Genomic DNA, 25,793 nt, shown 5'->3' with positions numbered 1-25,793 from the left:
CCCATGGCCGCCATTTTTCCTTGCAGTCCCCGGCGCAGTGCAGCGTTCGCTGCGGCGCTGCTCGCCCCCGTCGCCGCCTTCGCGAGCGGCAGCCCCGACGACACGCTCGGCCTCGCCGTCCTGATGATCGCCGGCTTCAACGTCGTCCTCTACGGCGTCGTCACGATCTGCTGGGGCCTGGCCATCCGGTGGCGCAAGCGGCCCGTGCTGGCGATCCTGATGCTGCTGCTCGGCGCCCTGCCCTTCCTCCACTACGGCGCGGAATCCTTCCGCCACCGTGACGCGCCGGAGCGGCGCGCCGCGGAACTGGCGGCTCTGCAGCTGGAAGCAGCGCCGCGGGTGCCGGTGCGCGTGCTGGAAGCACCCAACACCTTCGACCAGGACCGCGACCTGCAGACGCTGGTGGCCACCGGCGTGGTCGGGGAGCTGGTGGCGCCCGTCTTCGGCCGGCAGGCCAACCTGTACCGCCGCCACGAAGCCTGGGACTGCATCGACTTCGAGACCTCCGTCAGCCCCGAGGCCGAATACCGCCGCGTGCTGCTGGCGCGGCACGCCTTCCGCAGCTGCGTGTCCGAGCGCCGCGGCGACCGGCCGGCCCAGGCCACGGTGCAGTTCCTGGTGAACGACGCCGCGCCGCACCATTACACCGGCACAGCCTGCCGCGTCGTCACCGATCCGCATCACGCGCTGGAACTGCGGACGCCCGCCGGCGGGCTGCTGGCCTACCGCGAGGCGCCGCTGCATCCGGGCTATGCGTTCCCGCCCGTGCTGGTCCTCGGCCCCACGCTCTGGAAGTGCCCGCCGTGGACGCAGCAGGACTGGGAGCGCGAAAGCGCGGGCATGGCCGTGCTGCCATTCGTGGCGCAGGCGCTGGGCCTGCGCTCGCCCGAAGATTTCCCGCGCTCCGGCGACGCCGCGCGCGTGGCCGAGGCACTGCACCGTCTCGAGCCTTTCCTGCGTTCGCAGTTCGCGCACGACGCGGTGCTTGCGCTGCTCGGGCAGTGGGCTTCGACGCCGGAGATCGACGCGCTCATCTCGGAAGGCCCGATCGCGGAACAGGCCAAGGTCCGCATCCTGCCGCGCGCGGCCGACCTGCTGACGGACCCGGCGCTGCGCGAACACCAGCGGCTGCTCTATCCGCAGCTCGCTTCGCACCTGCCCGCGCTGCTGCAGGCCTGCGGTGCGGGGCCCTCCGGCGCCGGGCTGTCGGAGCCTTGCCAGCGGCTGGCGCAGCTGTCGGAGCAGCTGCAGGCCCAGCCGCCGGCGCCCGCGCCGCGCGCGAAACGCGCGCCCGCGCGCGGGGCGCGGCCGCAGCGCTGACCTCAAATGTTCTATTGACAAGACAATTTGCGGGTTCCTAGAATGAATCCCCGAAAGGATTCCATGGACACCACGCTCCAGGCGCGGGTCGAGGCCTACTTCGCCGCCGTCGACCGCAAGGACCTCGCGGCCACGCTGGCCTTCTTCACCGCGGACGCCGTCTTCACCATCGCCACCTTCGACGTCGAATACCGCGGCCGCGACAGCGGCCTCGCCGGCATGTTCGAGCGCCTGTTCGCGCGCTACGACGGCGTCTGGCATGGCAATTTCGACCACGTGGTGCAGGCGCCGCAGCGCATCGCGACGCGCTTCGACGTAGCGAACCGCACCTTCGACGGCCAGTCGATCCGCAAGCACAACTGCAATTTCTTCCGCCTGGACGGCGACCGCTTTTCCGAGGTCTTCGTCTACATGAGCGGCGACAACGCGCTGCGCTGAACATGACCCAGGCAGCAACAAGCGGCTGGCAACCCGGCATCGGCCGCGGCTTCGTCGAACTGCCGCAGGCGCAGATCCACTACCGGCACGCCGGCCGCGACGGCGCGCGCCGCCCGCTGGTGCTGGTGCATGCCTCGCCGGCTTCGTCCGCGGGCCTGGTCCCGCTGATGGCCGCGATGGCAACCGACCGCCGCGTGATCGCGCCCGACACGCTGGGCAACGGCGACTCGGTGGGGCCGATCCCCGAAGGTGCGGACGTTCCGTTCTTCGCCGGCCGGCTGCTGCAGGCACTGGATGCCCTGGGGCTGCAGCGCTTCGACCTGTACGGCACCCACACCGGCGCCTCGATCGCGACCGAACTGGCGCTGGTCCACCCGGAGCGCGTCGGCGCCCTGGTGCTCGATGGCGTCGGCCTCTACCCGCCCGACTTCCAGCGTGAACTGCTGGAGCGCTATGCGCCGGCGCTGAAACTCGACCACCAGGCCGGCTACCTGATGTGGGTGTGGCACTTCGTGCGCGACACCTTCATGTACTGGCCCTGGTACCGGCTGGACCGCGAACATCGCCGCGACAACGCGCTGCCCGCGCCCGAGGTGCTGCACGCGAAAGTGGTGGAAGTGCTGAAGGCGGCGCAGACCTACCACCACTCGTACCGCGCCGCGATGGCCTACGACAAGCGCTCGCGCATGCCGCTGCTCCAAGTGCCCACGCTGGCGGCCTGCGCCCGCAGCGACATGCTGCACATCTACTTCGACGAACTGTGCACGCTGGTGCCCGGTGGCCGGGGCGCCTGGCTCGAAGGCATCCACACGCCGGAAGCCGCAGCGGCGACGGCGGCGCAGTTGCGCCAGTTCTTCGACGCGGTCGCGGATTGAACCGTCCGGCGGGGCTGGAGCTTCCTGCGTGAATTCCTCACGCCGGCAAGCTCGGCGCTCGCTGGCTCGGCAGCCATTCACACGCCGCAACCGGGAGTAAGCTTTTCCCTGCAGGGAGGGTTGCCCCCATGGAGCACCAGAGCACCGCCGACGCCTACCGCGAGCTGATCGAGATCGGGATCGCACTGTCCGCCGAACGCGATCCCGCGCGGCTGCGCGAGCGCATCCTGCTGGAGGCCAAGGCCTTCACCAACGCGGATGCCGGCACGCTCTACCTGAAGAACCAGGGCAAGGAGCTCACGTTCCAGATCGTGCGCAACGACTCGCTGGGCATCGCCAAGGGCGGCACCACGGGCCTGGCAATCGACCTGCCGCCGGTGCCGCTGGTCGCGGCCAACGGCGGGCCCAACATGAAGCACGTGGCGGCGTACTGCGCCATCACCGGCGAGATCGTCAACATCGCCGACGCCTACAGCCGCACGGAACACCTCGACTTCTCCGGCACCGTCGAATTCGACAGGCGCCTGCACTACCGCTCCCAGTCCTTCCTGACCGTGCCGCTGAAGAACCACAACGGCATGGTCATCGGCGTGCTGCAGTTGATCAACGCCAAGGACAGCGAAGGCCAGGTCGTTCCCTTCGACGCCGCCATCGTGCCGATGGTGAGCGCCCTCGCCTCGCAGGCGGCGGTGTCGATCGACAACCGCATCCTCATCGAGGAGCTGAAGCACCTGCTGGATTCCTTCATCGGCGTCATCGCGGCGGCCATCGACATGAAGTCGCCCTACACCGGCGGCCACTGCCAGCGCGTGCCCGTGCTCACCGAGATGCTCGTGAAGGCCGTCTGCGATTCGCTGGACGGCCCCTTCGCCGGCTTCGACCTGACGCCCGAGGAGTGGTACGAGCTGCGCGTGGCGGCCTGGCTGCACGACTGCGGCAAGGTGATCACGCCCGAGCACATCGTCGACAAGGCGACCAAGCTGGAATGCATCTACGACCGCATCCACGAGGTGCGCATGCGCTTCGAGGTGCTCAAGCGCGACGCCGAGATCGCGATGCTGAAAGGCCAGCTGGCCGGCGGTGACCTGGCGCAACTGCGCGCCGACTATGAGCGCCAATGCACCGTGCTGGACGAGGAGTTCGCCTTCGTCGGCGAGTGCAACGTCGGCGGCGAGGCGATGGCGCCGGAGAAGATCGGGCGCCTGCAACGCATCGCCGAACGCACCTGGACCCGCACGCTGTCCAACCGCGTGGGCATCTCGTACGCCGAGCAGAAGCGGCGCGACGCCATCCCGGAGCGGCCGCTGCCGGCGCGGGAAAGGCTGCTGGAAGACCGCTACCACCACATCAGCCCGCGCGTGGGCCTGCGCCTGTGTACCGAGGGCAACCCGTGGGGCTTCCAGGCGAAGGCGCCGGAGCGCGAGGCCAACCTGGGCGAGCTGTACAACCTGTCGGTCGCCCGCGGCACCTTGACCGAGGAGGACCGCTACCGCATCAACGAGCACATGGCGCAGACCATCGTGATGCTGGAGTCGCTGCCCTGGCCGCGCCACCTGCGGCGCGTGCCCGAATACGCCGGCGGCCACCACGAGAAGATGGACGGCACCGGCTACCCGCGCGGCCTGAAGGGCGAGCAGATGTCGATCCCGGCGCGGGTGATGGCCATCGCCGACATCTTCGAGGCTCTCACCGCAGCCGACCGCCCTTACAAGCCGCCGAAGAAGGTGTCGGACGCGCTGCGCATCATGCGCTTCATGGTGAAGGACAGGCACATCGACGCCGACCTGTTCCGCCTGTTCGTCGCCTCCGGCGTGTACAGCGACTACGCGCAGCAGTACTTGCAGCCGGAGCAGGTGGACGAGGTCGACCCGGGCATGCTGCTGGACGGCATCGGCGACGAGGCCATCGCCACGCCGGCGCCCGTGGCGGCGCCTTCTGGCGACGAAACGGTGGTGCTGGCCGCGATCCCGGTGATCGCGGCGATCCGCACCGAGGAAGGGCCACAGGTACCCCTGGCGGTGCCGGCCACGCCGCTGGTCGAAGAGGTGGACGCACGCGTGTAGGCCGGGCTGTTGCTCCCTCTCCCTCTGGAAGATGGCTGGGGTGAGGGCCGCCCTCAGACCAGCGCCGTATACGCGCCCCCATCCAGCTGCAGGTTCTGCCCGGTCATGAACCCGGACAGGTCGGCGCAGAGGAAAGCGCAGGCGGCGCCGAACTCGCGCGGCTGGCCGAAGCGCCGGGCCGGCACCGTGTCGGCAATCTGCTGGCGCGCGGCCTCGCGGACGATGCCCTGCTCGCGCATCAGCCGCTGCGCCATGAATTCCTGGCGGGCGGTGTCGAAACGCTCGGGCAGCAGGTTGTTGATCGTCACGTTGTCCACGATCGCCTCGCGCGCCAGCGCCCGCGACAGCGCCGTCAGGCCGGCCCGGGCGGCGGTGGACAGGCCCATGGCGGCATGCGGCGTCTTCACCATCGCCGACGTGATGTTGACAACGCGGCCGAAGCCCCGCGCCCGCATGCCGGGCAGCACCTCGCGCAGCAGCAGCGCCGCCGCGAGCAGGTTGCTTTCCAGCGCGGCCAGCCAGGTGGCGTGGTCCCAGTCTTCCAGCTTGCCCGGCGGTGGACCGGCGTTGTTGTTCACCAGGATGTCGGGCGCCGGGCAGGCCGCGAGCAGCGTCGCGCGGCCGGCATCCGTGTCCAGGTCGGCCCGCACCGCATGCACCATGGCACCAGTAGCTTCGTGCAAGGCAAGGCGCGCCTGCGCGAGCTTCTGCTCGTCGCGGCCGTTGATGAACACCTCGCAGCCCTCCTGCGCCAGTGCCAGGGCGCAGGCGTAGCCGAGGCCTTGCGAGGACGCGCAGACGATGGCCTTGCGGCCGGCGATGCCCAGGTCCATGTGCCCTCCTTCAACGAGCTTGCAGGTCCGCGAGCGACCGGCCTTCGCGCACCAGCCGCTCCAGCAGCGGCGCCGGTTGCCACCAGTAGCCGTACTGCGCGTGCAAGCGGCGGACGTCGGCCAGCACCCGGTCCAGCCCGATGCGATCGGCCATGAACAGCGGGCCGCCCTGGCGCGCGGGAAAGCCGTAGCCAGTGACGTAGGTGATGTCGATGTCGCTGGGCCGCTGGGCGATGCCCAGTTCCAGCAGCTTCGCGCCTTCATTGACCATGCCGTAAAGGCAGCGCTTGAGGATCTCGTCTTCGTCCATCGGCTTGCGCGCGATGCCCATGCGGGCCGACTCCGCGACGATGAAAGCCTCCAGCCCGGGGTCGCGCAGCGGCGTGCGCTCCCCCTTCTCGTAGCGGTACCAGCCCTGGCCGGACTTCTGCCCGAAGCGGCCCTGGTCGCACAGCTTCAGGATCAGGTCGTTCCAGCGCCGGTCCGTGGGGCGCGTCGCCATCTGCGCCTTGCGGGTCTGCCAGCCGACGTCGTTGCCGGCCATGTCGTGCACGGCGAAGATGCCCATGGCATAGCCGAACTTCTTCAGCGCGGCGTCCACCTCGTGCGGCAGCGCGCCGTCCTCCACCAGGAAGTGCGCTTCGCGCGTGTAGTTGCGGAAGAGCGCATTGCCGATGAAGCCGGGGTACACGCGCGCCAGCACCGCCACCTTGCCCAGGCGCCGGCCCAGGTCCATCAGCGTGGCGACGACGTCCGGCGCGGTCTGCGCGGCGCGCACCACCTCCAGCAGCTTCATCACGTGGGCCGGGCTGAAGAAGTGCGCGCCGACCACGTCCTGCGGCCGCGCGGTGAAAGCGGCGATCTCGTCGATGTCCAGGCCGGAAGTGTTGGTCGCGAGGATGGCGCCGGGCTTCGCCAGCACGTCGAGCTGGCGGAAGATGCCCTGCTTCAGCTGCATGTCCTCGAACACCGCTTCGATCACCAGGTCGGCATCGGCAACGTCTTCCATGCGCAGCGTGCCGCGGATCAGCGCCAGCCGCTGCTCCATGTCCTGCGCTGCCAGCTTCCCGCGCGCCACGCTGCCGGCGTAGTTGTCCTTCACGCGCGCCAGCCCGCGCTGCAGGCCTGGCGCCTCGGCGTCGACCAGGGTCACCGGAATACCGATGTTCGCCAGAGCCATCGCGATGCCGCCGCCCATGGTGCCGGCGCCGATCACGGCGACCTTGCGCACCGGGCGCAACGGCATGCCGGCCGGGAGGTCCGGCGTGCGGGCCGCCTCGGCGGCCGCGAACTTCGCGTGCGCTTCGCCGGCGGCGGCCTGCGCCTCGCTCAAGCCGAAGACGTCATCCAGCACCGCGCTCATGCCTGGTTCTCCTGCAAGCGCTTGGCCTTGCCGTCCACGAATTCGCGCAGGCGCTGTTCGGCCTCCGGCGGCCGGGCGCGCGCGGAGTTGAGCTGCTCCAGGAACAGGCCGTCGTCGTGCGACAGGTCGTTCACGCGCGGCAGCACGTTGATGATCATCCAGTTGGTCTCCACGCTGTTCTTCGCCACGCGCGCCGCCAGTTCGCGCGCTTTGGCCAGGGCCTGGCCCGCGGGAACCACGTAGCGCACGATGTGTTCCTGCAGACCCTCGGCGGCGCCGAGCAGGCGGCCGGTGAGCATCATGTCCATCATCACGGTCGTTCCCACCACGCGCTGGATGCGCACGGTGCCGCCGCCGCCGACGAAGATGCCGCGCTGGCCTTCGGGCAGGCCGAACAGCGCGGTCTCGTCGCCGACGCGCAGGTGGGCGGCGGTCGCCAGCTCCAGCCCGCCGCCGACCACCGCACCATGCAGCGCCGCGACGAAGGGGATCGGTCCGCGGGCGATGAGGTCGAACACCTCGTGCCAGTTGTGGCGCCGGCGCTTGCGCGGCGGCTTGACCTGGCCGGTGGCCCGGGCCAGCGCCTCCGCCAGGTCCAGGCCCGCGCAGAAATTGCTGCCATGCCCGAAGAGGACGGCGACGTCGGCCTCCTCGTGGGCGCGCAACACCGCCGCGCGCAACGCGTCGATGACGGCGTCGCTGATCGCATTGCGCTTGTCGGGACGGTTCAGGCCGATCAGCGCGATCGCGCCATCGAGTTCGTAGGTGACGAGTGAGTCGTTCATTTCATTCCGCCTTGAAGCCCGATGCCTTGATGATCGGCTCCCAGTGCTCCAGTTCGGCGCGCTGCAAGGCCGCCGTCTCCGCGCCGTCGCGGAAGCGGGCCGAGACCCAGAGGCTCTTCGCCATCAGCTCCTGCACCGGCGGCATCTTCAACACCTGCTGCACGGCGGCCTGCACCCGCTGCACTTCGGCGGCGGGCGTGCCGGCGCGCGCCCACATCGCCGTCCAGGCCTCGCCGGAGCTGACCGGGATGCCCTGCTCGGCGAAGGTGGGGATGTCCGGCATCAGCGGCGAGCGCTCCGGCGTGAAGATGCCGATGGCGCGCACCCGGCCGGCACGGTGGTGCGCCATCAATCCGTCCATCAGGCTGATGGCGGAGGCGAGATGGCCGCCCACCAGGTCGGTGATCATCGGCGGCGAGCCCTTGTAGGGCGTCACCGGCAGGTCGATCTTCGCGGTGGTCGCCAGCTGCACCGCGAGGAAGGCGTTCTGGCCGCCCATGCCCGGGCTGCCCACCGTGGCCTTGCCCGGATTGCGGCGCACCCATTCGATGAATTCCGGCGCGGTCTTCGCGGGCACGTTCATCGCCACGCCCATGCCGAGCGGGTAGGACGCGATGCCCGCCACCGGCACGAAGTCCTTCAGGATGTTCCAGCGCACCTGCGACGGCGGCACCAGCATCAGGAAGGTGGGCGTCGCGTTGGGCGCGATCATGTAGGTGAGGCCGTCGGCCGGCGCGTTCAGCACCGCATCGGCCGCAATCCGGCCGCCGGCACCGGGCCGGTTGTCGATGATGACCGGCTGGCCCAGCAGGGCCGGCAGCCGGTCGACCACGGCGCGCGCGATCGCATCGGTGGCGCCCCCGGGCGGGAAGCCCACCAGCACGCGGATGGCGGGCTTGCCCTGGGCGCGCGCAAGCGCCGGCAGGGCGACGGCGGCAGCGAGCAGCTGCCGGCGGCTGAACGTCATTGCTTGTCTCCTAGAGAGGTAGCGGAGGCGGCGTCTGCGCGCCGCTGTCCGTCATTGGTCGGCCAGGGTGCGCCAGTTGGCGCCGGTTGCGATCACGCCGCCCACCGATCGGATCGCGCGGTAATCCAGCTGCGGGTTGTCCGCCAGCGCCGGCGTCTTGCCGTCGATGAACTCGCGGGCGGCGCGCAGCAGCAGCGCGCGCACGCGCATCACCGCGCCGTCGGCGGAGCACAGCTGCTCCTCGCTGCGGTCGTAGATGGGGCCCTGGCTGATGAACATCGCGAAGTCCTCGGTGCCCAGGTGCTGCGGGAAACCGGTCTTGTGCCCGCGCCGCATCAGGTCGCGGTTCTGGCCCCAGTTGTCCTTGGCATCGCCGGGCGGCAGCGGCGGGAAGTTCCACACGTCCGGCGACGCCGACATGATGGTCATGCCCAGCGGCCGCTTGGGGTTGAACTGCACGAACCAGGCGCGGTGCGTCACGTCGTCCACCGGCGTCGAGAAGAACACCGTGGTCGGCCCGTTGGCATCCGGCGGGCAGATGAGGCCGTACCAAGGCATCACGAAGTTGTTGACGCGCGCGTAGACCTGGTCGTCCGGCAGCGCGCGCAAGGCAGCGTAGCGGTAGCCATAGGGCCGGTCCTCGAACTCCAGCTTCGGCGCGAGCGCCTTGGCCATCAGCATGCGCTCGTTGCCGCCGCCGGCGGTGATCTGCGTCGTGGACTCGTGCAGCACGCCGACGTGCGAGGAGTCCATCGACGCCTCCACCGCCTGCACCCAGTTGGTCGGCACTTCCACGCTGGTGACGGAGCGCTGGTCGGCCGGCAAGTCGATGAAGGGCAGTTCGGGGAACGGCGGCGCCTTCTCGCCCTGGCCCAGCCAGACCCAGACGATGCCGCCGCGGTCCACGGTGGTGTAGCGGTTCACGCGCACCTTGCTGCAGAAGCCTTCCTGGTTGCCGGTGTGGTTGGGCGCCTCGACCACTTCGCCCTTCACGTTCAGCTTCCAGCCGTGGTAGATGCAGCGCAGGCCGTTCTCGCCGTTGCCGGCCAGGGCCAGCGAGGCGCGGCGGTGCGGGCACTGCTCGTCGAGCACGCCCACCGAGCCATCGGTGGCGCGGAAGGCGACGTAGTTCTTGCCCAGGAGCCGCACGCGGACCGGCGCGCCGTCGGCCTCCAGCTTGCTCGCGGGCACCGCCGGCAGCCAGTAATGCTGGCGGATCATCTCGCCCATGGGCGCGCCGTTCTCGACGCGCGTGAGGAGTTCGTTCTCCTCCTTGGTCATCGCCATGGTGACGCTCCCTTCAGCACTGTTCGTCGGTGCGGAACGCGCGGCTGTACACGCGGCGGCAGTTGCACTCGAAGATGTCCTTCTTCTGCGCGGCGGACAGCCACTCGATGCCTTCGATCACCGGCTTCATGTCGTCGAAGTCGCGGCCCGACAGCGGATCGCGCGCGCTGCCGGTGCCGGGCTTCTCGGTGCCGAACAGCACGCGCTCGGTGCCCACCACCTTGCACAGCAGCTCGATGGCTTCGGTGCTGTAGTTGCAGGTGTCGTAATAGAGCTTGCGCACCTGCTGGTCGAAGGTCTCCTGCTCGCCCTTGCGCACGTTCCACGCGCGGAAGCGCCCCATCTGGTAGGGGATGGCGCCGCCCGCATGCGCAACCACGATCTTCAGGTTCGGGAAGGTGTCGAACACCTTCGCCTGCAGCAGCGAGACGACGGCGATGCTTTCCTCGTTGATGAACTTCAGCGTGTACGACTCGCGCGCGCTGCAACTGCCAGCGGAGTGGATCAGGCCCGGCACGTCCAGTTCGGTCATCGCCTGGTACAGCGGATGCCAGTAGGGGTCGCCCAGGCCGGGCGGATCGCCCAGGCCCTCGGTGGGGTCCGGGTTGACCAGACAGCCGACGAAGCCGTATTCGCTGACGCAACGGCGCAGCTCGGGGATGGCGCGCAGCTCCAGCGCTTCGTCCATGTACTGCGGCAGGCCGGCGACGCCGCGGAAGCGGTCCGGGAACATCTGCACGAACTGCGCGATGAGGTCGTTGCAGTGCCGCGACCACAGCTGCGCCACCTTGCCCGGCTTCACCGAGTGCATCTGCAGGTAGGGACGCGGCGAGATGAACTGCACGTCGGTGCCCACCTTGTCCATGCTGTGCACCAGCTCCTCGGCGACCTTGCGCACCGAGGCTTCCGGAATCTTCGGCAATGTGTTCGGGTTGGCGCGGCCGCCCACCAGTTCCGCCATGAACCGGAAGCTTTCCGGCGGCATGACGATGTGGGCGTGCGAATCGATGATCATGGACTTGGTCTCCGTTGGGAAGGGGTGGCGGGCTAGCGCAGGACGGCCATGGCCTCGACCTGCAGCCACATGCCGTGCTGCAGGTCGTGCAGCACGATGTGCCGCGCCGGCCGGTCCTGGGGATCGGGAAAGGCCGCCTGCCATTCGGCATTGACGGCTTCGCGCACCGCTTCGTCCTTGATCGTCACCGCGAGCTTCACCACGTCGTCCAGCGAGCCGCCGCCGGCCTGCAGCACCGCGCGCAGGTTGGCGAAGGTGTTGCGCGCCTGGCTGGCGATGTCGTCCGGCAGCTTGCCGCTGGCCGGGTCCTTGCCGGACACCGCGGACGTGCAGATCACGTTGCCTACCCTTGCCGCCGCCGGGATGGGCGCCTTGTGCGAGGCGCCGGGGACGTTGATCGAGCGGGGCGGGCGGGTTGTGGACATGGAGGGACTTTCTTCAGGCGAGGCCGCTCAGGCGTCGCCTGGTTCGGCCTCGAAGAGGTGCATGGGGATGCGGGCGAGAAACTCGGAAAAGCCGGTGGAACCGGAAGGCACGTGCAGCAGCATCAGCTGTGCGGACAGTGCCTCGTCGCCATCCTCGATGGCGCGGGCGATCTTGCGGTGGTCCTGCAGCGACTGGTTGATCTGCGCCTTGGTGACGAAGTCGCGGATGCGGTAGCGCAGGATCTGGCGGCGCGCGTTGCGGATCAGGTCTGCCAGGTAAGGGTTGCGGCTGCCGTTGTAGATGACGTCGTGGAAGGCGATGTTGGCCGCGCCGTATTCCTCGGTGCCGCCTTCGACTGCGGCGTCCTGGCATTGCTGCAGCGCCGCTTCGAGCTTGCCGCGCAGTTCGTCGTCGACCCGGCGCGCGGCCAGCTTGGCGCAGGTGGCCTCGAGCTCGCCGATGCCTTCCATGATGGCGCGCACACGACTGATCGAAAGCCGCCCGACGGTGATGCCCTGGCGCGGCGCGATCACCACCAGCTTGTGCGCGGCCAGCTGCTGCAGCGCCTCGCGCACCGGCGTGCGGGAAACCTGGAAGCGCGTGGCGAGCGCCCGCTCGTCCAGCAGGCTGCCGGGTGGCAGCTTGCCGGTTTCGATTTCTTCCTGCAGCGCGCCGCGGATCTCGGCGGCGCGGCCGCCACGCGGGCGGCCTTCGTCGCCGCCGGCAGGCGCTTCGGCATCGAGTTGCGGATCGGGCAAGACAGTGTGTTCCATGAACGGTCCTGAATATATCTGAGTTTGCTTGTGGCATGCAATCAATTTCTACCTGCATGCCAAACTAGGGTATTCACTAGCCAATCCCCATGGTACCCGGGACGGCCACCTACAGCTCGCCCGCACTTCGGCTCCTCCCTGGTAAACAGGCCATGCATCGTTCGTCCGGACTGCCAAGCCGCACCCTGGGAATAACCCTGAAACTCTCTTCTGGTGTATTTACAAAGAGTTCTGGCATGCCACAGAATCCACGTACTGCATCCAGAAAGGTCCCCGGCTCCATGTCCCCCGCCTCCCCGCTCGCACGCGTGCTGCGTCCGCGCTCCATCGCCATCGTGGGCGCCTCGGCCGACCCGCGGTCCTTCGGCGGCTTCGTGCAAGGCAACCTGGAGCGCGCCGGCTTCGAGGGCCAGCTGCACCTGGTCAGCCGCAGCAGCGAACAGATCAACGGCCGCCCCTGCGTCAAAGCCATCGAGCTGTTGCCCGAAGGCATCGACCTCGCAGTGCTGGCCATTCCCGAAACTGGCGTGCTCGACGCCGTGCGGCAGCTGGCCGCGCGCCGCTGCCACGCCGCCGTGCTGTTCGCCTCCGGCTACGCAGAAGCGGGCCCCGAAGGCCAGGCGCGCCAGCAGCAACTGGCGCAGGCGGCACACGAAGGCGGCATCCTGCTGGTGGGCCCCAACTGCATGGGCTTCAGCAACCTGGCCGATGGCGTGCCGGTCACCTTCGAGCCGCTGCCCGCGCGCGAACGCGAGACGCGTCCGGGCGTGGCCATCGTGGCCCAGAGCGGCTTCATGGCCGCCAACCTGCGCGACGCCCTGCTGGCGCGCGGCGTGCCCGTGCGCACCGTGTTCTCCACCGGCAACGAAGCCAACGTCGCGGTGGAAGACGTGCTGGCCGACTACCTGGCCGACCCGCAGGTGCGCCTGGTCACCGTGTATGCCGAGCAGTTGCGCGCGCCGAAGCGCTTCCGCGCGCTCGCGGCCGAGGCCCGCGCGGCCGGCAAGCCCATCGTGCTGCTGATGCCCGGGCGCAGCGCGCGCGCCCGCGAGGCCGCGCAGTCGCACACCGGCGCGCTCGCCGGCGACCATGCCACCGCCTGCGCGGTGCTGCGCCGCGAAGCCGTGGTGGTCGTGGACTCGCTGGACGAACTGCTGGACGTCACAGCCATCCTGCAGCGCCATCCGCGGCCGGCCGCCGGCGGCACGGCCTTCATGACCGGCTCCGGCGCCATGAAGAACATCGCGCTGGATTTCGCGGAGGACCTGAGCCTGCCGCTGCCCACCCTGACGGACGACACCGCGCAGCAGCTGCGCGGGATGCTGCCCGCCTATGCGGTCCCTGAAAACCCACTGGACTACACCACCATCGGCGTGCGCCAGCCGGGACTGGTGGGCGAGTTGCTGCTGACGCTGGTGGCCGACCGCAACATCGGCAACGTGGTGCTCGCGATTCCCGTCGGCCCTTCGGTCGCGCAGCAGGACAAGGCCGCGCACATCGTGCCGGCGCTGGCGCGGGCCAGCAAGCCGGCGGTGCTGGTGCTCACCGGCGACGACAGTCCCATCGAGCCCTTCTTCCACGACGCGATCCAGGCCAGTGGCGTGGCCCTGTTCCGCTCGGCCGACCGCGCGCTGCGCGCGCTGCGCCAGGTCGGCGCGTATGCAGAAGCGCTGCAGCGTGCCGAGCGCGCCTCGACCGCCGCGCATCCGGCCCTGCCGCTGCCCGGCGCCATTCCCGCCAACGGCACCTTCGCCGAATACCAGGGCAAGCGCTGGCTGGCGCAGGCCGGCCTCGCCATCCCGCCCGGCGAACTGGCGACCAGCGCCGACGAGGCCGTTCGCATCGCGCGAACCATCGGCTATCCGGTGGTCCTGAAGGCGCAAGCCAGCGAACTGCCGCACAAGAGCGACGCCGGCGGCGTGCTGGTGGGCCTGCCGGACGAAGCGGCGCTGCGCGCCGGCTGGGAGCGCCTGTACGCCAACGTGCGGCAGCACCGGCCCGCCTTGCAGCTCGATGGCGCGCTGGTGGAAGCCATGGGCGCGCGCGGCCTGGAGTTGGTGGTGGGCGCGAAGCGCGATGCCGACTGGGGCCCCGTGCTGCTGGTCGGCCTGGGCGGCATCTGGATCGAGGCGCTGAAGGACGTGCGCTTGCTCGCCCCCGACCTGGCAGAGGAAGACATCGTCCAGGAACTGCAGCGCCTGAAGGCGGCCGCCGTGCTGCGCGGCACGCGCGGCGCCGCCGCCGTCGACATCGCGGCGGTCGCCCGCGCGGTGGCCCGCGTGGGTGCGCAGATGCGCGCGGACCCGCGCCTGCAGGAGATCGACATCAACCCGCTGGTCGCCTACTCCGAGGGCGTGCTGGCCCTGGACGCCCTGATCGTCGCCAAGGAAATGTGAAGCCATGCGACTGCAATTCACCGCGGCCGAAGAGGCCTTCCGCCAGGAAGTGCGCGCCTTCGTGCGCGCCAAGCTGCCCGCCGACATCAAGCGCAAGGTCGAACTCGGGCTGCGCCTGGAGCACGCCGACTACCTCACCTGGTTCAACCTGCTCGAGGAGCGCGGCTGGCTCACCCCCGGCTGGCCGCCGGAGCACGGCGGCCCGGGCTGGAACCACGTGCAGCGCTACATCTTCGACGAGGAGACCTTGCTGGCCGGCGCGCCGCGCATCATCGCCAGCGGCATCCAGATGCTGGGGCCGGTGCTGATCGCCTTCGGCACGCCGGACCAGAAGGCCAGGTACCTGCCCGACATCCGCGCCAGCCGCACCTGGTGGGCACAAGGATTTTCCGAGCCGGGCGCCGGCTCGGACCTGGCCGCCGTACGCACGACCGCGGTGCTGGAGCCGGACGGCAAGCACTTCGTCGTCAACGGCCACAAGGTGTGGACCTCGTATGCACAGTGGTGCTCGATGATGTTCGCGCTGGTGCGCACCGATCCCACGGCCGCCAAGCCGCAGGAAGGCATCTCCTTCCTGCTGATCGACATGAAGTCGCCCGGCCTCACCGTGCGGCCCATCCGCATGCTGGAAGGCGGCACCGACCTGAACGAGTGCTTCCTGGACAACGTGCGGGTGCCGGTGGAGAACCTGGTCGGCGAGCTGCACAAGGGCTGGAGCTACGGCAAGTACCTGCTGGGACACGAGCGCACCGGCATCGCCGGCATCGGCTCCTGCAAGCAGCAACTGGCCCGCGCGCGCCAGCTGGCCGCGCAACAAGGCCTGGCCGATGACGCACTGCTGCAGGCGCGCCTGGCGCAGTTCGAGGTGGAGCTGATCGCGCTGGAAGCCACCGCGCTGCGCCTGCTCGCCCCAGGCCAGGGCAGCCGCACGCCAGCCGTCGAGGCATCGATGCTGAAGGTGCGGGGCACCGAGCTGCGGCAGGCCATCTACGAGACGCTGGTGGACATCGCCGGGCCCGACGCCCTGCCCTTCTCCACCGAAGCGCAATTCCTCGAACACCTGGACGAAGCCGCGGTCGCACCGGAGCTCACGGCCGTCGCGGCCAACTGCCTGGACGCCCGCAAGGTGTCCATCTACGGCGGCACGAACGAGGTCCAGCGCAACCTCATCGCCCGCGCCACCTTGGAGGTGTATTGAAATGGACTTCGCACTGGACGACGACCACCTGGCGCTGCGCGAAGCCGTGCAACGCTTCTGCGAAGGCGAATACCCGGCGCAGCACCGCGGCAACCCCGAGAGCGCGGAACAGGCCAGGCAGCGCTGGAAGGGCATGGCCAAGCTGGGCCTGCTGGGCCTGCCCCTCCCCGCCGCCTTCGGCGGCAGCGGCCAAGGGGCCATCGAAGTGATGCTGGCGGCGCAGGAGCTGGGACGCGCACTAGGCGGCGGTGCCTTCGTGGCCTCCACTGTCATCGCCGGCCAGCTGCTGGCGGCGCTCGGCACGCCCGAACAGAAGCTGCAATGGCTTCCCGCGCTGGCCAGCGGTGAGATGCAGGCGGCGCTGGCGATTGCAGAAGAAGGCCAGCGCTACGACTGGACCGCGCCGCGGCTGCAGGCCACGCGCACGCCGCGCGGCTGGGAGCTGCAAGGCCGCAAGACCTTCGTCCTGCATGGCGACAGCGCGTCGCTGTTCCTGGTCGTGGCGCGCAGCGCGACGGGCCTGGCCGTCTTCGCCGTCGATGCAGCCACGCCCGGCGTGCGCGTGCACGGCTTCGACACGCTGGACGGCCGGCGCGCGGCGCACGTGGACTTCGAAGCGGTCACGCTGGCGGAAGCGCGCCTGCTCGCGACCGACGGCGTCGAGGACGCGATCGAAGCCGCGCTCGACGCCGGCATCGCCGCGCTCTGCGCGGAAACGGCCGGCGCCGTCGAAGCCCTGCTGGCGGCGACGGTGGACCACCTGCGCACGCGCAAGCAGTTCGGCGCGCCGCTGGCGAAATTCCAGGTGCTGCAGCACCGCGTGGCCGATCTCGCGATCGACCTGGAACAGCTCAAGTCCATGGCCTGCGTCGCCGCGATGGCGGTGGCGGCAGGCGAGCCGGTGCAGCGGCGCCGCCTGGTGTCCGCCGCCAAGGTGTTCGCGTCGCAAGCGGGCCGCCGCGCCGGCCTGGCCACCATCCAGATGCACGGGGCCATGGGCATGACCGACGAATGCCGCGTCGGCCACTACGCCAAGCGCCTCATCGCCATCGGCCAGCAAGCCGGCGACGCCGCCTTCCACCTGCGGCACGTCCTGGCCACGAACTGAACACACCAAGGAGACAAGCATGCGATTCTTCCGCGCCCTGCAATCCGGCTTGGCCGGGCTGGCCCTGGGCTTCTCGTTCGCCGCGCACGCACAGGGCGAAACCATCCGGCTGCTGGTGGGCTTCCCGCCGGGCGGCTCCACCGACACCATCGCGCGCGTGCTGGCCGACAAGCTGTCCGCCACGCTGAAGCAGCCGGTACTGGTGGAAAACAAGCCGGGCGCCGGCGGCCGCATCGCCGCGCAGCTGCTGAAGGCGAGCGCGCCCGACGGCCTGACCTACATGGTGGCGCCGAATGCCACGCCGGTGTTCCAGCAGCTGCTGTACCCCACCAGCGTGCTGCGCTACGACATGCTGCAGGACTTCGCGCCGGTCGCGGTGGTGGCGTCCTATCCGCTGGCGCTGGCCGTCGGCACGCAGATGCCGGTGAAGAACGCCGTCGAATACGTGCAGTGGCTGAAGGCCCACCCCAAGGACACCAGCTTCGGCTCGGCTGGCGCGGGCGGCCAGACCCACTTCTCGGGCATGCAGTTCGGCAAGGCGGCGGGCGTGGAGATGCAGGTCGTGCCCTATCGCGGTAACGGCCCGCTGATCACGGACCTCCTCGGTGGCCAGGTCCCGGCCGGCGTGATGACCGCCAGCGACGTGCTGCCGCACCTGAAAGGCGGCAAGGTCCGCGTGCTCGGCGTGTTCGGCGCGAAGCGTTCGCCGCTGCTGCCGGACGTGCCCACGCTGATGGAGCAAGGCATCGCGGTCGACACGGGCGACGCCTGGACCGCCTTCTGGGCGCCGGCGAAGACGCCGCCGGTGCAGCTGGATCGCATGCAGCGCGCGCTGCAGTTCGCGCTGGGCCTGCCCGAGGTGCGCGAGCAACTGAGCAAGCTGTCGCTCAGCCCCGACTACCGCCCCGCGAAGGAGATGGACGCCTTGCAGCGCAAGGAGCTCGCCTATTGGGGCCCGATCATCAAGTCCAGCGGCTTCACGCCGGAGCAGTGAGGAAACTACCCATGTCCCTGAACGGAAAGGCCTGCATCGTCGGGGCCTACGAACACCCCACCCGGCTGGCCGAGAACCGCTCGGTGCTGCGCCTGCACGCCGACGTCGCCAAGGGCGCGCTGGCCGACGCCGGCCTGGCCAAGGACGACATCGACGGCTACTTCTGCGCCGGCGACGCACCCGGCCTGGGCACCGCCACCGTGGCGGAATACCTGGGACTCAAGCTGCGCCACCTGGACTCCACCGAATGTGGCGGCTCCGCGCCCATCCTGCACGTGGCGCATGCGGCCGAAGCCATCGCGGCCGGCCGCTGCAACATCGCCTTGATCACGCTGGCGGGGCGCCCACGCGCCGCGCTGGCGGAAGCGCAGGCGCGCGCCGCTGCCGCGGCCGCCGATGGCCGGCCCGCGAAGGCGCCGCTGGCGCTGAAGGCGCCGGACCCCGACGCGCCGGAGCTGGCCTTCGAGCTGCCCTATGGGCCGGCGACTCAGAACCTCTATGCCATGGTCGCCAAGCGGCACATGCACGAATTCGGCACCACCTCCGAGCAGCTCGCCTGGATCAAGGTCGCCGCCTCGCAGCACGCGCAGCACAACCCGCACGCGCTGCTGCGCAAGCCGGTGACCGTGGAAGAAGTGCTGGCCTCGCCCCTGGTCAGCGACCCGCTACGCCGGCTGGACTGCTGCGTGATGAGTGATGGCGGCGGCGCGCTGATCGTCACTCGTCCCGAGATCGCGCGCGAACTGAAGCGCCCGCAGATCGTCGTGCGCGGCACCGGCGAGGCGCAGAAGCACGGCATGGGCGGCCAGGTGGACCTGACGTATTCCGCCGCCGCCTGGTCCGGCCCGCGCGCTTTCGCGGAAGCAGGCATCACGCCGGCTGACATCCAGTACGCCTCCCTCTACGACAGCTTCACCATCACCGTGCTGATGCAGCTGGAGGACCTGGGCTTCTGCCGCAAGGGCGAAGGCGGGCGCTTCGTCGCCGACGGCAACCTCATCTCCGGCCAGGGCAGGCTGCCCTTCAACACCGACGGCGGCGGCCTGTGCAGCAACCACCCTGCCAACCGCGGTGGCGTCACCAAGGTGATCGAGGCCGTGCGCCAGCTGCGCGGCGAAGCGCACCCCGCCGTGCAGGTACCCGGCTGCGCCTGGGCGCTGGCCAGCGGCATCGGCGGCGCGCTCGCTTCGCGCCACACGGCCGCCACCCTCATCCTCGAAAGGCTTTGAGCACCATGCGCAAGATCCCCGCACCGCAGGCGCTGCCCGAGTCGCTGCCCTTCTGGCAGGCCGCGGACCAGGGCCGCCTGCTGCTGAAGAAGTGCAATGCCTGCGGCCGCGTGCACCACTATCCCCGCGACATCTGTCCCTTCTGCCTGGCGGAGGACACCGCCTGGGTCGATGCCACCGGCACCGGCAGCGTCTATTCCTTCAGCACCATGGGCAAGGGCGAGGACGCGTACACCCTCGCCTTCGTCACACTCGCCGAGGGCGTGACGGTGATGAGCAACCTGGTCGACTGCGACCCCGCACGCGTCGCCATCGGCGCTGCCGTGCGCGTCGTGTTCAAGCCCTCGCACAGCGGCCACGCGGTGCCGATGTTCACGCCGGTGGAGGCGCAGGAATGAACACGCCCCGCCCCGGCCCGCTCTCGCGCTTCACGATCCTCGATGCCTCGCGCGTGCGCGCCGGCCCGACCGCCGTGCGCACCTTCGCCGACCTCGGCGCCCGCGTCATCAAGCTGGAGATCCCGCCCGGCGCACCTGGCGGCGACGACATGATCGGCGGGCGCGACCACAACCGCGCCGACTACGAGAACCTGCACCGCAACAAGGAGAGCCTGACGCTCAACATGAAGGAGGCCGAGGGCCGCGAGATCCTGCATGCGCTGGTGCAGCGCGCGGACGTCTTCATCGAGAACTACCGGCCCGACGTCAAGCACCGCCTGGGCATCGGCCCCGATGCGCTGCGCGCGATCAATCCGCGGCTGGTCTACGCCAGCATCTCCGGCTTCGGCCAGGACGGCCCGGCCATGGGCTGGCCCGGCTTCGACTCCATCGCCCAGGGCATGGGCGGACTCATGAGCGTGACCGGCCGCCCCGGCGAAGGCCCGATGCGCGCCGGCATCCCCATCGCCGACCTCTGCGCCGGCCACTTCTGCGCGCAGGCCATCATGGCGGCGCTGCTGGAACGCGAGGCGACCGGCGCAGGCCAGTGGGTGCAGACCTCGCTGCTGGAAGCGCAGATCGCGATGCTGGACTTCCAGGCCGCGCAATGGCTGGTGGACGGCAAGGTGCCGCAATCCACCGGCAACGAGCATCCGCTGACGGTGCCCACCGGCGTGTTCGCCACCAGCGACGGCCACATCAACATCGCCGCCATCGGCCAGACCATGTGGAAGCGCCTGTGCGAAGCGCTCGACGTTCCGCATCTCGTCACCGAACCGGGCTTCGGCTCCGACCCCGAGCGCGTGCACAACCGTGACCGCGTGAATGCCGCCGTAGGCGAGCGCTTCCGCCAGCACAGCACGGCCTGGTGGACCGACCGCTTGCTGGGCGCCGGCGTGCCCTGCGGCCCCATCCACACCGTGGACCGCGTGTTCGCGGACGCGCAAGTCCGCCACCTGGGCATCGCGCAGACCATGCAGCATCCGGAGCTGGGCGGCATCGAGGTCGTCGGCCTGCCGATGCAGTTCTCGCGGCACCCGCGCGCGCAGACGCGGCTGGACGCCGCGCCCTTGCAGGGCGCCCACACCGAGTCCATCCTGCAGGAACTGGGCTACGCGCCCGATCGCATCGCGCAGCTGCGCGAGCGCTTCGTCGTTTGAGGACATCATGGCAAGACTGGCCGCCGCCTTCGCCTCTTCCCACAGCATCATGCTGGTCTCGCAGCGCGAGGACTGGCAGCACGGCTTCCGCGCCGCCGACCCCAAGAACCCCCACTACTTCGACCGCCAGGGCGAGCGCACCGACTACGAAACCCTGCTCGCGGCCGCGCCGCCCGGCAGCGAAGCGAGGGTCACGCCCGTGAAGATGGGCGAACGCTTCGACGCCGCCCAGGCCGCGATGGACCACCTGGGCGATCGCATCCGCGCCGCCCGCCTGGACGTCCTGCTGATCGTCGGCGACGACCAGACCGAGCTGTTCCGCACCACCAACAATCCGGCGATCGCCATCTACTACGGCGACACCATCCGCAACACCGCGCGCGAACCGGCCTCGCCTTCGGACAGCTGGATGAAGTCCGCGCGCATGTGGCGGCACGAGCCGGAACGCGACCGCGACTACCCGGTGCAGAGCGAGCTCGCGCAGTGGCTGGTGCGCCAGCTGTGCGACCGCGACTTCGACATCGCCGCGCTCGATGGCCTGGAGCGCGGCCAGTTCGAGGGCCACGCCTTCCAGTTCGTGCACCGCCGCCTGCTGGGCGCGCACGAGCTGCCCGTCATCCCCGTCATCCTCAACACCTTCGATCCGCCCAACCAGCCGACGCCGCGGCGCTGCGTGGCGCTGGGGCGGGCGCTGCGCGAGCTCGTCGCGCAATGGCCGCAGGACTTGCGCGTGGGCGTCATCGCCTCCGGCGGCTTGAGCCACTTCGTGGTGGACGAGGAACTGGACCAGCAGGTGATCGCCGCCGTGCGCAACAAGGACAGCGCGGCGCTCGCCGGCTTCGACCCGAAGCGCCTGCAGGCAGGCAGCTCGGAGATCCGCAACTGGCTGGTCGTCGGCGAGATGGCCAAGGACCTGGACATGGAATGGCTGGAATACATCCCGGGCTACCGCACGCCGGCGCTGACCGGCACCGGTCTCGCGTTCGCGGCCTGGAAGACCCTGGAGTGAAGACATGAGCGATCCCTTCGTGCAGAGGCTGCGCCGGCTTGACGCCTGCGCCGTTTCCGATGCCCTCGACAAGCTGGGACTGGCCGGCGCCGTCACCGGCATTCCGCAACGCAGCGGCCCCGACCACGGCGGCGGCCGCATCGCCGGCCGCGCCGTGACCATGAAAGTGGGCCCGGGCGAGCGCCCGCCCGGCCCACCCGTGCACCTCGGTTGCAGCGCGATCGGCCTGGCCGGCCCGGACCACGTGATCGTCGTGGAGCAGCGCAGCGGCGTCGAGGCCGGGTGCTGGGGCGGGCTGCTGACGCTGGGCGCCAAGGTGCGCGGCGTCGAAGGCGTGGTGGCCGACGGCCCGTTGCGCGACGTCGACGAAGCCATCGCCTACGGCTTTCCCGTCTTCAGCCGCAGCCTCACCTCGCGCACCGCGCGCGGCCGCGTGGTGGAGCTCGGTACGCAGGTGCCGGTGCAGATTGGCGAAGTCCAGGTGCAGCCGGGCGACTACGTGCTGGCCGATCGCAGCGCCGTCCTCTTCATCGCCGCGGCGGACATAGCACGCGTGCTCGAGGCCGCCGAAGGCATCGTCGCGAAAGAGGCCGCCATGGCCAAGGCCATCCTGGCCGGCACGCCCATTGCCGAAGTGATGGGCGGCAACTACGAACACATGCTGCAGAAGGATTCCTGATGGACCCGACCGAAGACCGCAACGTCGCGCGCGCCGCGAAACTGGACACCGCCACCCTCAGCGACGCGCTGGACAAGCTGGGCATCGCCGGCCAGTGCTACCGGATCCAAGGCCGCGACCCGTCGTTCCGCATGGCTGGCCGCGCCTGGACCTTGCTGTACGGGCCGGCCGGCAACCCGCCCGGCACCGTGGGCGACTACATCGACGACGTGCCGCCCGGCAGCGTGATCGTCCTGGACAACGGCGGGCGCGATGACGCCACCGTGTGGGGCGACATCCTCACCGAGATCGCGCACCGGCGCGGCATCGCCGGCACGCTGATCGACGGCGTCTGCCGCGACACGCACCTGTGCCGCAAGCTCGGCTACCCGATCTTCAGCAAGGCCCACTGGATGCGCACCGGCAAGGACCGCGTGCAGGTGGAAGCCACCGGCGTGCCGGTCAACATCGGCAATGCGCGCGTGGCGCCCGGCGACCTGGTCAAGGGCGACTGCGACGGCGTGCTGGTGATCCCGCGCGCCCACGAGGACCGCGTCCTGGAAACGGCGGAAGCCATCGAGGCGGCGGAAGACCGCATCCGCGCGGCGGTGCGCGACGGCATGCGGCTGGACGAGGCCCGCAAGGCCTTCCGCTACCACCAGTTGCAGGCGCGCGAGGCGGCATGAAGCGGCATGATCCCGCGGCTACCACCCGCACCGGCAGGCAGCGCGTCGCGGCCTCGCTGGTGCACGAGGCAGCGAAGCTGCCGACGGCCACGCTGCACGAAGCGGCCGGCAAGATCGGCGCCTTGCCCTCTGTGTTGAAGCCGATGGCGCCAGGCTTCCGCTTTGCCGGCCCTGCGCTGACGGTGCACGCGCCGCCCGGCGACAACCTGTGGCTGCATCGCGCGCTGGACATCGCGCAGCCCGGCGACGTGCTGGTGGCTTTCTGCAGCGGCGCCTACGAACATGGCTACTGGGGCGAGATCATGAGCACCATGGCGCAGGCGCGGAAGATGGCCGGCCTGGTCATCGACGGCTGCGTGCGCGACGGCGTGCTGCTGGCCGCGATCGGCTTCCCGGTGTTCGCACGCGGGCTGTGCATCCGCGGCACCGGCAAGGACTTCGGCGCCACCGGCTGGATCAACCATCCGGTCCTGATGGGCGACGTGGTGGTGCAGGCGGGCGATCTCGTGGTGGGCGATGGCGACGGCGTGGTGGCGATTCCCGCGGGCCGGGCCGAACAGGTGCTGGCCGCCTCGCACGCGCGCGAGGCGCAGGAAGCCGCGATCCTGGAGCGGCTGCGCGCCGGCGCCAGCACGCTGGATGTCTATGGCTGGCGTTGAACGCGATCCGGGCGGCGTGCCGACGCTGCAGATCGAAGGTCGCATCGCCACCATTGCGCTGCAGCGCCCGGCCCAGGCGAACCGCCTGGAACCGGAGGACCTGCACGCCCTGCTGGCGCACATCGATGCGGTGGATGCGCGGCCCGAGGTGCTGGTGCTGCGCCTGGTCGCCAGCGGGCGGAGTTTCTGCGCCGGCTTCAACCTGAACCGCATGGCGGGCGAAGGCGGCGAGGCCGGGCGGCTGTTCGAGCAGCTCGCCGATGCGATCGAAGCGACGCGGCCGGTCACCATCGCGGCGCTGCAAGGCGGCGTGTACGGCGGCGCGACCGACCTCGCGCTGGCCTGCGACTTCCGCCTCGGCGCCGCCGGCTGCGAATGGCAGGTGCCGGCGGCACGCCTGGGCCTGCACTACTACCGCGGCGGCCTGGAGCGCTATGTGGCGCTGCTCGGCCCGGACCTCACGCGCCGGGTGATGCTGCTGGCCGAGCGCTTCGATGGCCCGGCGATGCTGGCGGCGGGCATGCTGCACCGGCTGCTGGCGGATCCGCAGGAACTGGTTCGGGAGCTGGACAGGATGAGCGCGGAGCTCGCCGCCATGGGTCCGCTGGCGCTGCTGCCTATGAAGCGGCACATCAGCGCCATGGCACGCGGCCGGCTGGATGCCGGGCGCATCGCGCAGGACATCGCCCGGGCCCAGGCCTCCGAAGACCTGCGGGAGGGCAGCCGGGCCTGGCAGGAAAAGCGGCCGGCCCGGTTCCACGGCCGCTGAGCCGACGGCGGAACGGGCTTTCTACGGACAATCGCCCGACAGCCGGGAGCCCCCAAAAAGCGCGCGCGGCGTTTTAATGGCCTTGCCGCCGGTCGATGCGGCCATAGGAGGCTCGGTATGAAGCTGAAGCGCATGAAGCACTGGCAGGACGTCGTCAGCGTCCTGGTGGCGATCTGGCTGATGGCGTCGCCCTGGGTGCTGGGGTTCGCCCACACCAACCTGGCCGCCACCGGCAACTGCGTGATGATCGGTGCAGTCCTGTTCGCGTTCGAGATGGTCGAGCTGTTCGTTCCGGAATCCTGGGAAGAGTATTCGGAGCTGGTGATGGGCTTGTGGCTCATCGCCTCGCCCTGGATCCTGGAATTCACCGGCGTGCGGGTGGCGATGCAGAACGTCATCGCCGTCGGCGTCGTCACCTGCCTGCTGGCCCTGTGGGTGCTGGTGACGGACGACGAGTTCGGCTGGTTCCCGCCGCGCCGCGTCCCGCACTAAAGCTCCAGTTCGAGCAGGATCGGCTGGTGGTCGGACGCGTCGGTAGCCGCGTCCACCTCCATCCGCCGCACCGCGCCCTTCAGGTCCGCGGAGACGAGGAAGAAGTCGAAGCACTGCGGCCCGTCCGGCCACTGCTGGTGGTCGTGCAGGCCGATGGTCATCGGGTGCGGTTGCCCCGGGTGGGCGACCGGCCAGGCGTCGCACCAGCCGGGCATCTGGCCTTCGGGCTGCTGCAGGCGGGCGATCATCGGGTCCGGCGCGTCGCAGTTGAAGTCGCCGCAGATAACCCCGCGGCTGTTGCGCTCGCGCGTTTCGAAAGGCTTGCCCTCCTGCCCGGCCTGCGGCGGCAGGCGCGCGTGGCTGCCCGCCTCGGCCTGCAGCTGCCGCAGCCGCTCGACCTGCGCCGCGCGCTGCAGCGCCGAGTAGTACTCCAGGTGCGTGGTCAGCACGCGGATGGCGCCACCGGGCGCCGGCAGCACGGCTTCGATCACCAGGCGCGGCATGCTGGCCTGAGTGCCGTCGCCGGGCCACGGCAATTGGTGGCGCAGCACCTGGACCGGCGCCTCGCGCGTGAACATCATGTTGCCGAAGCGCTGGCGGCCGATGCCCGGCGTGTTGCGTTCCACCGCCACGCCCTCGATCGCGTGGAAACCTGGCAGCAACTCGGGCAGTTCGGCGAACTGGTTGGCCTTGCCGGCGCCGTCCAGCCCCGGGTAATGGTCCGCCACCTCCTGCAGGCACAGCACGTCGAAGTCGCCCAGCGCCTGCGCGGTGCGCACGATGCGCTGCAGGTCGACCTTGCCGTCGACGCCGCGGCCCCACTGCATGTTCCAGCTGACGATGATCATGGCGG

26 protein-coding genes are annotated in these 25,793 nt (G+C 70.3%); 17 read left to right on the top strand and 9 right to left on the bottom strand.

The genetic code is table 11. The annotated features are described in order from the left end of the window. Window positions 1-3 precede the first annotated feature (3 nt). The 4 genes from HHL11_RS13390 to HHL11_RS13375 all read left to right on the top strand — a co-directional run bounded on the left by HHL11_RS13390 (window position 4) and on the right by HHL11_RS13375 (window position 4,696). On the top strand, window positions 4-1,320 hold the full coding sequence (locus tag HHL11_RS13390) for a hypothetical protein (RefSeq protein WP_169418858.1): 1,317 nt from the start codon (window positions 4-6) through the stop codon (window positions 1,318-1,320). Window positions 1,321-1,383: 63 nt separating this feature from the next. After that, entirely contained in the window at window positions 1,384-1,758 is a 375-nt protein-coding gene (locus HHL11_RS13385; protein WP_169418857.1) for a nuclear transport factor 2 family protein, read from the top strand. Between the two features lie 2 nt (window positions 1,759-1,760). After that, complete coding sequence (locus tag HHL11_RS13380; RefSeq protein ID WP_169418856.1) at window positions 1,761-2,633, top strand: alpha/beta hydrolase; 873 nt, start codon at window positions 1,761-1,763, stop codon at window positions 2,631-2,633. 128 nt (window positions 2,634-2,761) lie between these two features. Next, the gene (locus HHL11_RS13375) at window positions 2,762-4,696 is read left to right on the top strand and encodes a GAF and HD-GYP domain-containing protein (RefSeq protein WP_169418855.1); all 1,935 of its coding nucleotides are present in this window, start codon (window positions 2,762-2,764) and stop codon (window positions 4,694-4,696) included. Between the two features lie 53 nt (window positions 4,697-4,749). Here HHL11_RS13375 and HHL11_RS13370 read toward each other — a convergent pair whose 3' ends face one another. The 8 genes from HHL11_RS13370 to HHL11_RS13335 are packed head-to-tail and all read right to left on the bottom strand — an operon-like array spanning window position 4,750 to window position 12,145. Next, entirely contained in the window at window positions 4,750-5,529 is a 780-nt protein-coding gene (locus tag HHL11_RS13370) for an SDR family oxidoreductase (protein WP_169418854.1), read from the bottom strand. Window positions 5,530-5,539: 10 nt separating this feature from the next. After that, entirely contained in the window at window positions 5,540-6,892 is a 1,353-nt protein-coding gene (locus HHL11_RS13365; protein WP_169418853.1) for a 3-hydroxyacyl-CoA dehydrogenase, read from the bottom strand. Continuing rightward, window positions 6,889-7,677 (bottom strand): crotonase/enoyl-CoA hydratase family protein, encoded by a 789-nt coding sequence (locus HHL11_RS13360; RefSeq protein ID WP_169418852.1) that lies wholly within the window; start codon window positions 7,675-7,677, stop codon window positions 6,889-6,891. The genes HHL11_RS13365 and HHL11_RS13360 overlap by 4 nt, the downstream gene beginning before the upstream one ends. A 1-nt stretch (window position 7,678) precedes the next feature. Continuing rightward, window positions 7,679-8,644, bottom strand: coding sequence for a tripartite tricarboxylate transporter substrate-binding protein (locus HHL11_RS13355; RefSeq protein ID WP_169418851.1), 966 nt, complete (start codon window positions 8,642-8,644; stop codon window positions 7,679-7,681). Window positions 8,645-8,695: 51 nt separating this feature from the next. After that, window positions 8,696-9,931, bottom strand: coding sequence for an aromatic ring-hydroxylating dioxygenase subunit alpha (locus HHL11_RS13350; RefSeq protein ID WP_169418850.1), 1,236 nt, complete (start codon window positions 9,929-9,931; stop codon window positions 8,696-8,698). Window positions 9,932-9,944: 13 nt separating this feature from the next. Beyond that, window positions 9,945-10,946, bottom strand: coding sequence for an amidohydrolase family protein (locus HHL11_RS13345; protein WP_169418849.1), 1,002 nt, complete (start codon window positions 10,944-10,946; stop codon window positions 9,945-9,947). 32 nt (window positions 10,947-10,978) lie between these two features. Next, window positions 10,979-11,371: a RidA family protein gene (locus HHL11_RS13340; protein ID WP_169418848.1), complete on the bottom strand. Its 393-nt coding sequence runs from the start codon at window positions 11,369-11,371 to the stop codon at window positions 10,979-10,981. Between the two features lie 27 nt (window positions 11,372-11,398). Continuing rightward, window positions 11,399-12,145, bottom strand: a complete 747-nt coding sequence (locus HHL11_RS13335) for a GntR family transcriptional regulator (protein ID WP_169418847.1) — start codon at window positions 12,143-12,145, stop codon at window positions 11,399-11,401. A 281-nt stretch (window positions 12,146-12,426) separates the two neighbouring features. Here HHL11_RS13335 and HHL11_RS13330 point away from each other — a divergent pair, with 281 nt between their 5' ends. From HHL11_RS13330 to HHL11_RS13270, 13 genes are all read left to right on the top strand, one after another. Then, on the top strand, window positions 12,427-14,541 hold the full coding sequence (locus HHL11_RS13330) for an acetate--CoA ligase family protein (protein WP_169418846.1): 2,115 nt from the start codon (window positions 12,427-12,429) through the stop codon (window positions 14,539-14,541). 4 nt (window positions 14,542-14,545) lie between these two features. Beyond that, the gene (locus tag HHL11_RS13325) at window positions 14,546-15,739 is read left to right on the top strand and encodes an acyl-CoA dehydrogenase family protein (RefSeq protein ID WP_169418845.1); all 1,194 of its coding nucleotides are present in this window, start codon (window positions 14,546-14,548) and stop codon (window positions 15,737-15,739) included. A 1-nt stretch (window position 15,740) separates the two neighbouring features. Beyond that, entirely contained in the window at window positions 15,741-16,847 is a 1,107-nt protein-coding gene (locus HHL11_RS13320) for an acyl-CoA dehydrogenase family protein (RefSeq protein ID WP_169418844.1), read from the top strand. 19 nt (window positions 16,848-16,866) lie between these two features. Further along, on the top strand, window positions 16,867-17,841 hold the full coding sequence (locus HHL11_RS13315) for a Bug family tripartite tricarboxylate transporter substrate binding protein (RefSeq protein ID WP_169418843.1): 975 nt from the start codon (window positions 16,867-16,869) through the stop codon (window positions 17,839-17,841). Between the two features lie 11 nt (window positions 17,842-17,852). Continuing rightward, on the top strand, window positions 17,853-19,070 hold the full coding sequence (locus HHL11_RS13310) for a thiolase domain-containing protein (RefSeq protein WP_169418842.1): 1,218 nt from the start codon (window positions 17,853-17,855) through the stop codon (window positions 19,068-19,070). A gap of 5 nt (window positions 19,071-19,075) precedes the next feature. Then, window positions 19,076-19,468 carry a Zn-ribbon domain-containing OB-fold protein gene (locus HHL11_RS13305; protein WP_169418841.1) on the top strand — a complete coding sequence of 131 codons (393 nt, stop codon included), beginning with the start codon at window positions 19,076-19,078 and terminating at the stop codon, window positions 19,466-19,468. After that, window positions 19,465-20,667 (top strand): CaiB/BaiF CoA transferase family protein, encoded by a 1,203-nt coding sequence (locus tag HHL11_RS13300; RefSeq protein WP_169418840.1) that lies wholly within the window; start codon window positions 19,465-19,467, stop codon window positions 20,665-20,667. The genes HHL11_RS13305 and HHL11_RS13300 overlap by 4 nt, the downstream gene beginning before the upstream one ends. 7 nt (window positions 20,668-20,674) lie before the next feature. Continuing rightward, window positions 20,675-21,676: a DODA-type extradiol aromatic ring-opening family dioxygenase gene (locus tag HHL11_RS13295; RefSeq protein ID WP_169418839.1), complete on the top strand. Its 1,002-nt coding sequence runs from the start codon at window positions 20,675-20,677 to the stop codon at window positions 21,674-21,676. A 4-nt stretch (window positions 21,677-21,680) separates the two neighbouring features. Next, window positions 21,681-22,355 (top strand): RraA family protein, encoded by a 675-nt coding sequence (locus tag HHL11_RS13290; RefSeq protein ID WP_169418838.1) that lies wholly within the window; start codon window positions 21,681-21,683, stop codon window positions 22,353-22,355. After that, a complete protein-coding gene (locus HHL11_RS13285) occupies window positions 22,355-23,020 on the top strand; it encodes an RraA family protein (protein WP_169418837.1) in 666 nt (221 codons plus the stop codon). Before HHL11_RS13290 ends, HHL11_RS13285 begins: the two co-directional genes overlap by 1 nt. Further along, entirely contained in the window at window positions 23,017-23,679 is a 663-nt protein-coding gene (locus HHL11_RS13280; protein WP_169418836.1) for a 4-carboxy-4-hydroxy-2-oxoadipate aldolase/oxaloacetate decarboxylase, read from the top strand. The genes HHL11_RS13285 and HHL11_RS13280 overlap by 4 nt, the downstream gene beginning before the upstream one ends. Then, window positions 23,666-24,448 carry an enoyl-CoA hydratase/isomerase family protein gene (locus tag HHL11_RS13275; RefSeq protein ID WP_169418835.1) on the top strand — a complete coding sequence of 261 codons (783 nt, stop codon included), beginning with the start codon at window positions 23,666-23,668 and terminating at the stop codon, window positions 24,446-24,448. Before HHL11_RS13280 ends, HHL11_RS13275 begins: the two co-directional genes overlap by 14 nt. Before the next feature lie 117 nt (window positions 24,449-24,565). Next, on the top strand, window positions 24,566-24,940 hold the full coding sequence (locus HHL11_RS13270; RefSeq protein ID WP_240980070.1) for an SPW repeat protein: 375 nt from the start codon (window positions 24,566-24,568) through the stop codon (window positions 24,938-24,940). Here HHL11_RS13270 and HHL11_RS13265 read toward each other — a convergent pair. Further along, complete coding sequence (locus tag HHL11_RS13265) at window positions 24,937-25,788, bottom strand: endonuclease/exonuclease/phosphatase family protein (RefSeq protein WP_169418834.1); 852 nt, start codon at window positions 25,786-25,788, stop codon at window positions 24,937-24,939. The two genes, HHL11_RS13270 and HHL11_RS13265, sit on opposite strands and share 4 nt — an antisense overlap. Between the last annotated feature and the right edge of the window lie 5 nt (window positions 25,789-25,793).

This window comes from Ramlibacter agri, from assembly GCF_012927085.1.
In the GTDB taxonomy this organism is placed as follows: Bacteria; Pseudomonadota; Gammaproteobacteria; order Burkholderiales; family Burkholderiaceae_C; genus Ramlibacter; species Ramlibacter agri.
The sequence above is the reverse complement of the archived record's forward strand: the minus strand, read 5'-3'. Positions and strand labels throughout refer to the sequence as shown.

Bases quoted from the DNA above. Each gene is read 5' to 3' on its own strand.
- HHL11_RS13280 (WP_169418836.1), top strand. From the start codon at position 23,017: ATGAAGCGGCATGATCCCGCGGCTACCACCCGCACCGGCAGGCAGCGC.
- HHL11_RS13270 (WP_240980070.1), top strand. From the start codon at position 24,566: ATGAAGCTGAAGCGCATGAAGCACTGGCAGGACGTCGTCAGCGTCCTG.
- HHL11_RS13275 (WP_169418835.1), top strand. From the start codon at position 23,666: ATGGCTGGCGTTGAACGCGATCCGGGCGGCGTGCCGACGCTGCAGATC.
- HHL11_RS13290 (WP_169418838.1), top strand. From the start codon at position 21,681: ATGAGCGATCCCTTCGTGCAGAGGCTGCGCCGGCTTGACGCCTGCGCC.
- HHL11_RS13360 (WP_169418852.1), bottom strand. From the start codon at position 7,677: ATGAACGACTCACTCGTCACCTACGAACTCGATGGCGCGATCGCGCTG.
- HHL11_RS13340 (WP_169418848.1), bottom strand. From the start codon at position 11,371: ATGTCCACAACCCGCCCGCCCCGCTCGATCAACGTCCCCGGCGCCTCG.
- HHL11_RS13295 (WP_169418839.1), top strand. From the start codon at position 20,675: ATGGCAAGACTGGCCGCCGCCTTCGCCTCTTCCCACAGCATCATGCTG.
- HHL11_RS13265 (WP_169418834.1), bottom strand. From the start codon at position 25,788: ATGATCATCGTCAGCTGGAACATGCAGTGGGGCCGCGGCGTCGACGGC.
- HHL11_RS13315 (WP_169418843.1), top strand. From the start codon at position 16,867: ATGCGATTCTTCCGCGCCCTGCAATCCGGCTTGGCCGGGCTGGCCCTG.
- HHL11_RS13330 (WP_169418846.1), top strand. From the start codon at position 12,427: ATGTCCCCCGCCTCCCCGCTCGCACGCGTGCTGCGTCCGCGCTCCATC.
- HHL11_RS13305 (WP_169418841.1), top strand. From the start codon at position 19,076: ATGCGCAAGATCCCCGCACCGCAGGCGCTGCCCGAGTCGCTGCCCTTC.
- HHL11_RS13310 (WP_169418842.1), top strand. From the start codon at position 17,853: ATGTCCCTGAACGGAAAGGCCTGCATCGTCGGGGCCTACGAACACCCC.
- HHL11_RS13345 (WP_169418849.1), bottom strand. From the start codon at position 10,946: ATGATCATCGATTCGCACGCCCACATCGTCATGCCGCCGGAAAGCTTC.
- HHL11_RS13300 (WP_169418840.1), top strand. From the start codon at position 19,465: ATGAACACGCCCCGCCCCGGCCCGCTCTCGCGCTTCACGATCCTCGAT.
- HHL11_RS13285 (WP_169418837.1), top strand. From the start codon at position 22,355: ATGGACCCGACCGAAGACCGCAACGTCGCGCGCGCCGCGAAACTGGAC.
- HHL11_RS13325 (WP_169418845.1), top strand. From the start codon at position 14,546: ATGCGACTGCAATTCACCGCGGCCGAAGAGGCCTTCCGCCAGGAAGTG.
- HHL11_RS13335 (WP_169418847.1), bottom strand. From the start codon at position 12,145: ATGGAACACACTGTCTTGCCCGATCCGCAACTCGATGCCGAAGCGCCT.
- HHL11_RS13380 (WP_169418856.1), top strand. From the start codon at position 1,761: ATGACCCAGGCAGCAACAAGCGGCTGGCAACCCGGCATCGGCCGCGGC.
- HHL11_RS13390 (WP_169418858.1), top strand. From the start codon at position 4: ATGGCCGCCATTTTTCCTTGCAGTCCCCGGCGCAGTGCAGCGTTCGCT.
- HHL11_RS13370 (WP_169418854.1), bottom strand. From the start codon at position 5,529: ATGGACCTGGGCATCGCCGGCCGCAAGGCCATCGTCTGCGCGTCCTCG.
- HHL11_RS13355 (WP_169418851.1), bottom strand. From the start codon at position 8,644: ATGACGTTCAGCCGCCGGCAGCTGCTCGCTGCCGCCGTCGCCCTGCCG.
- HHL11_RS13320 (WP_169418844.1), top strand. From the start codon at position 15,741: ATGGACTTCGCACTGGACGACGACCACCTGGCGCTGCGCGAAGCCGTG.
- HHL11_RS13365 (WP_169418853.1), bottom strand. From the start codon at position 6,892: ATGAGCGCGGTGCTGGATGACGTCTTCGGCTTGAGCGAGGCGCAGGCC.
- HHL11_RS13375 (WP_169418855.1), top strand. From the start codon at position 2,762: ATGGAGCACCAGAGCACCGCCGACGCCTACCGCGAGCTGATCGAGATC.
- HHL11_RS13350 (WP_169418850.1), bottom strand. From the start codon at position 9,931: ATGGCGATGACCAAGGAGGAGAACGAACTCCTCACGCGCGTCGAGAAC.
- HHL11_RS13385 (WP_169418857.1), top strand. From the start codon at position 1,384: ATGGACACCACGCTCCAGGCGCGGGTCGAGGCCTACTTCGCCGCCGTC.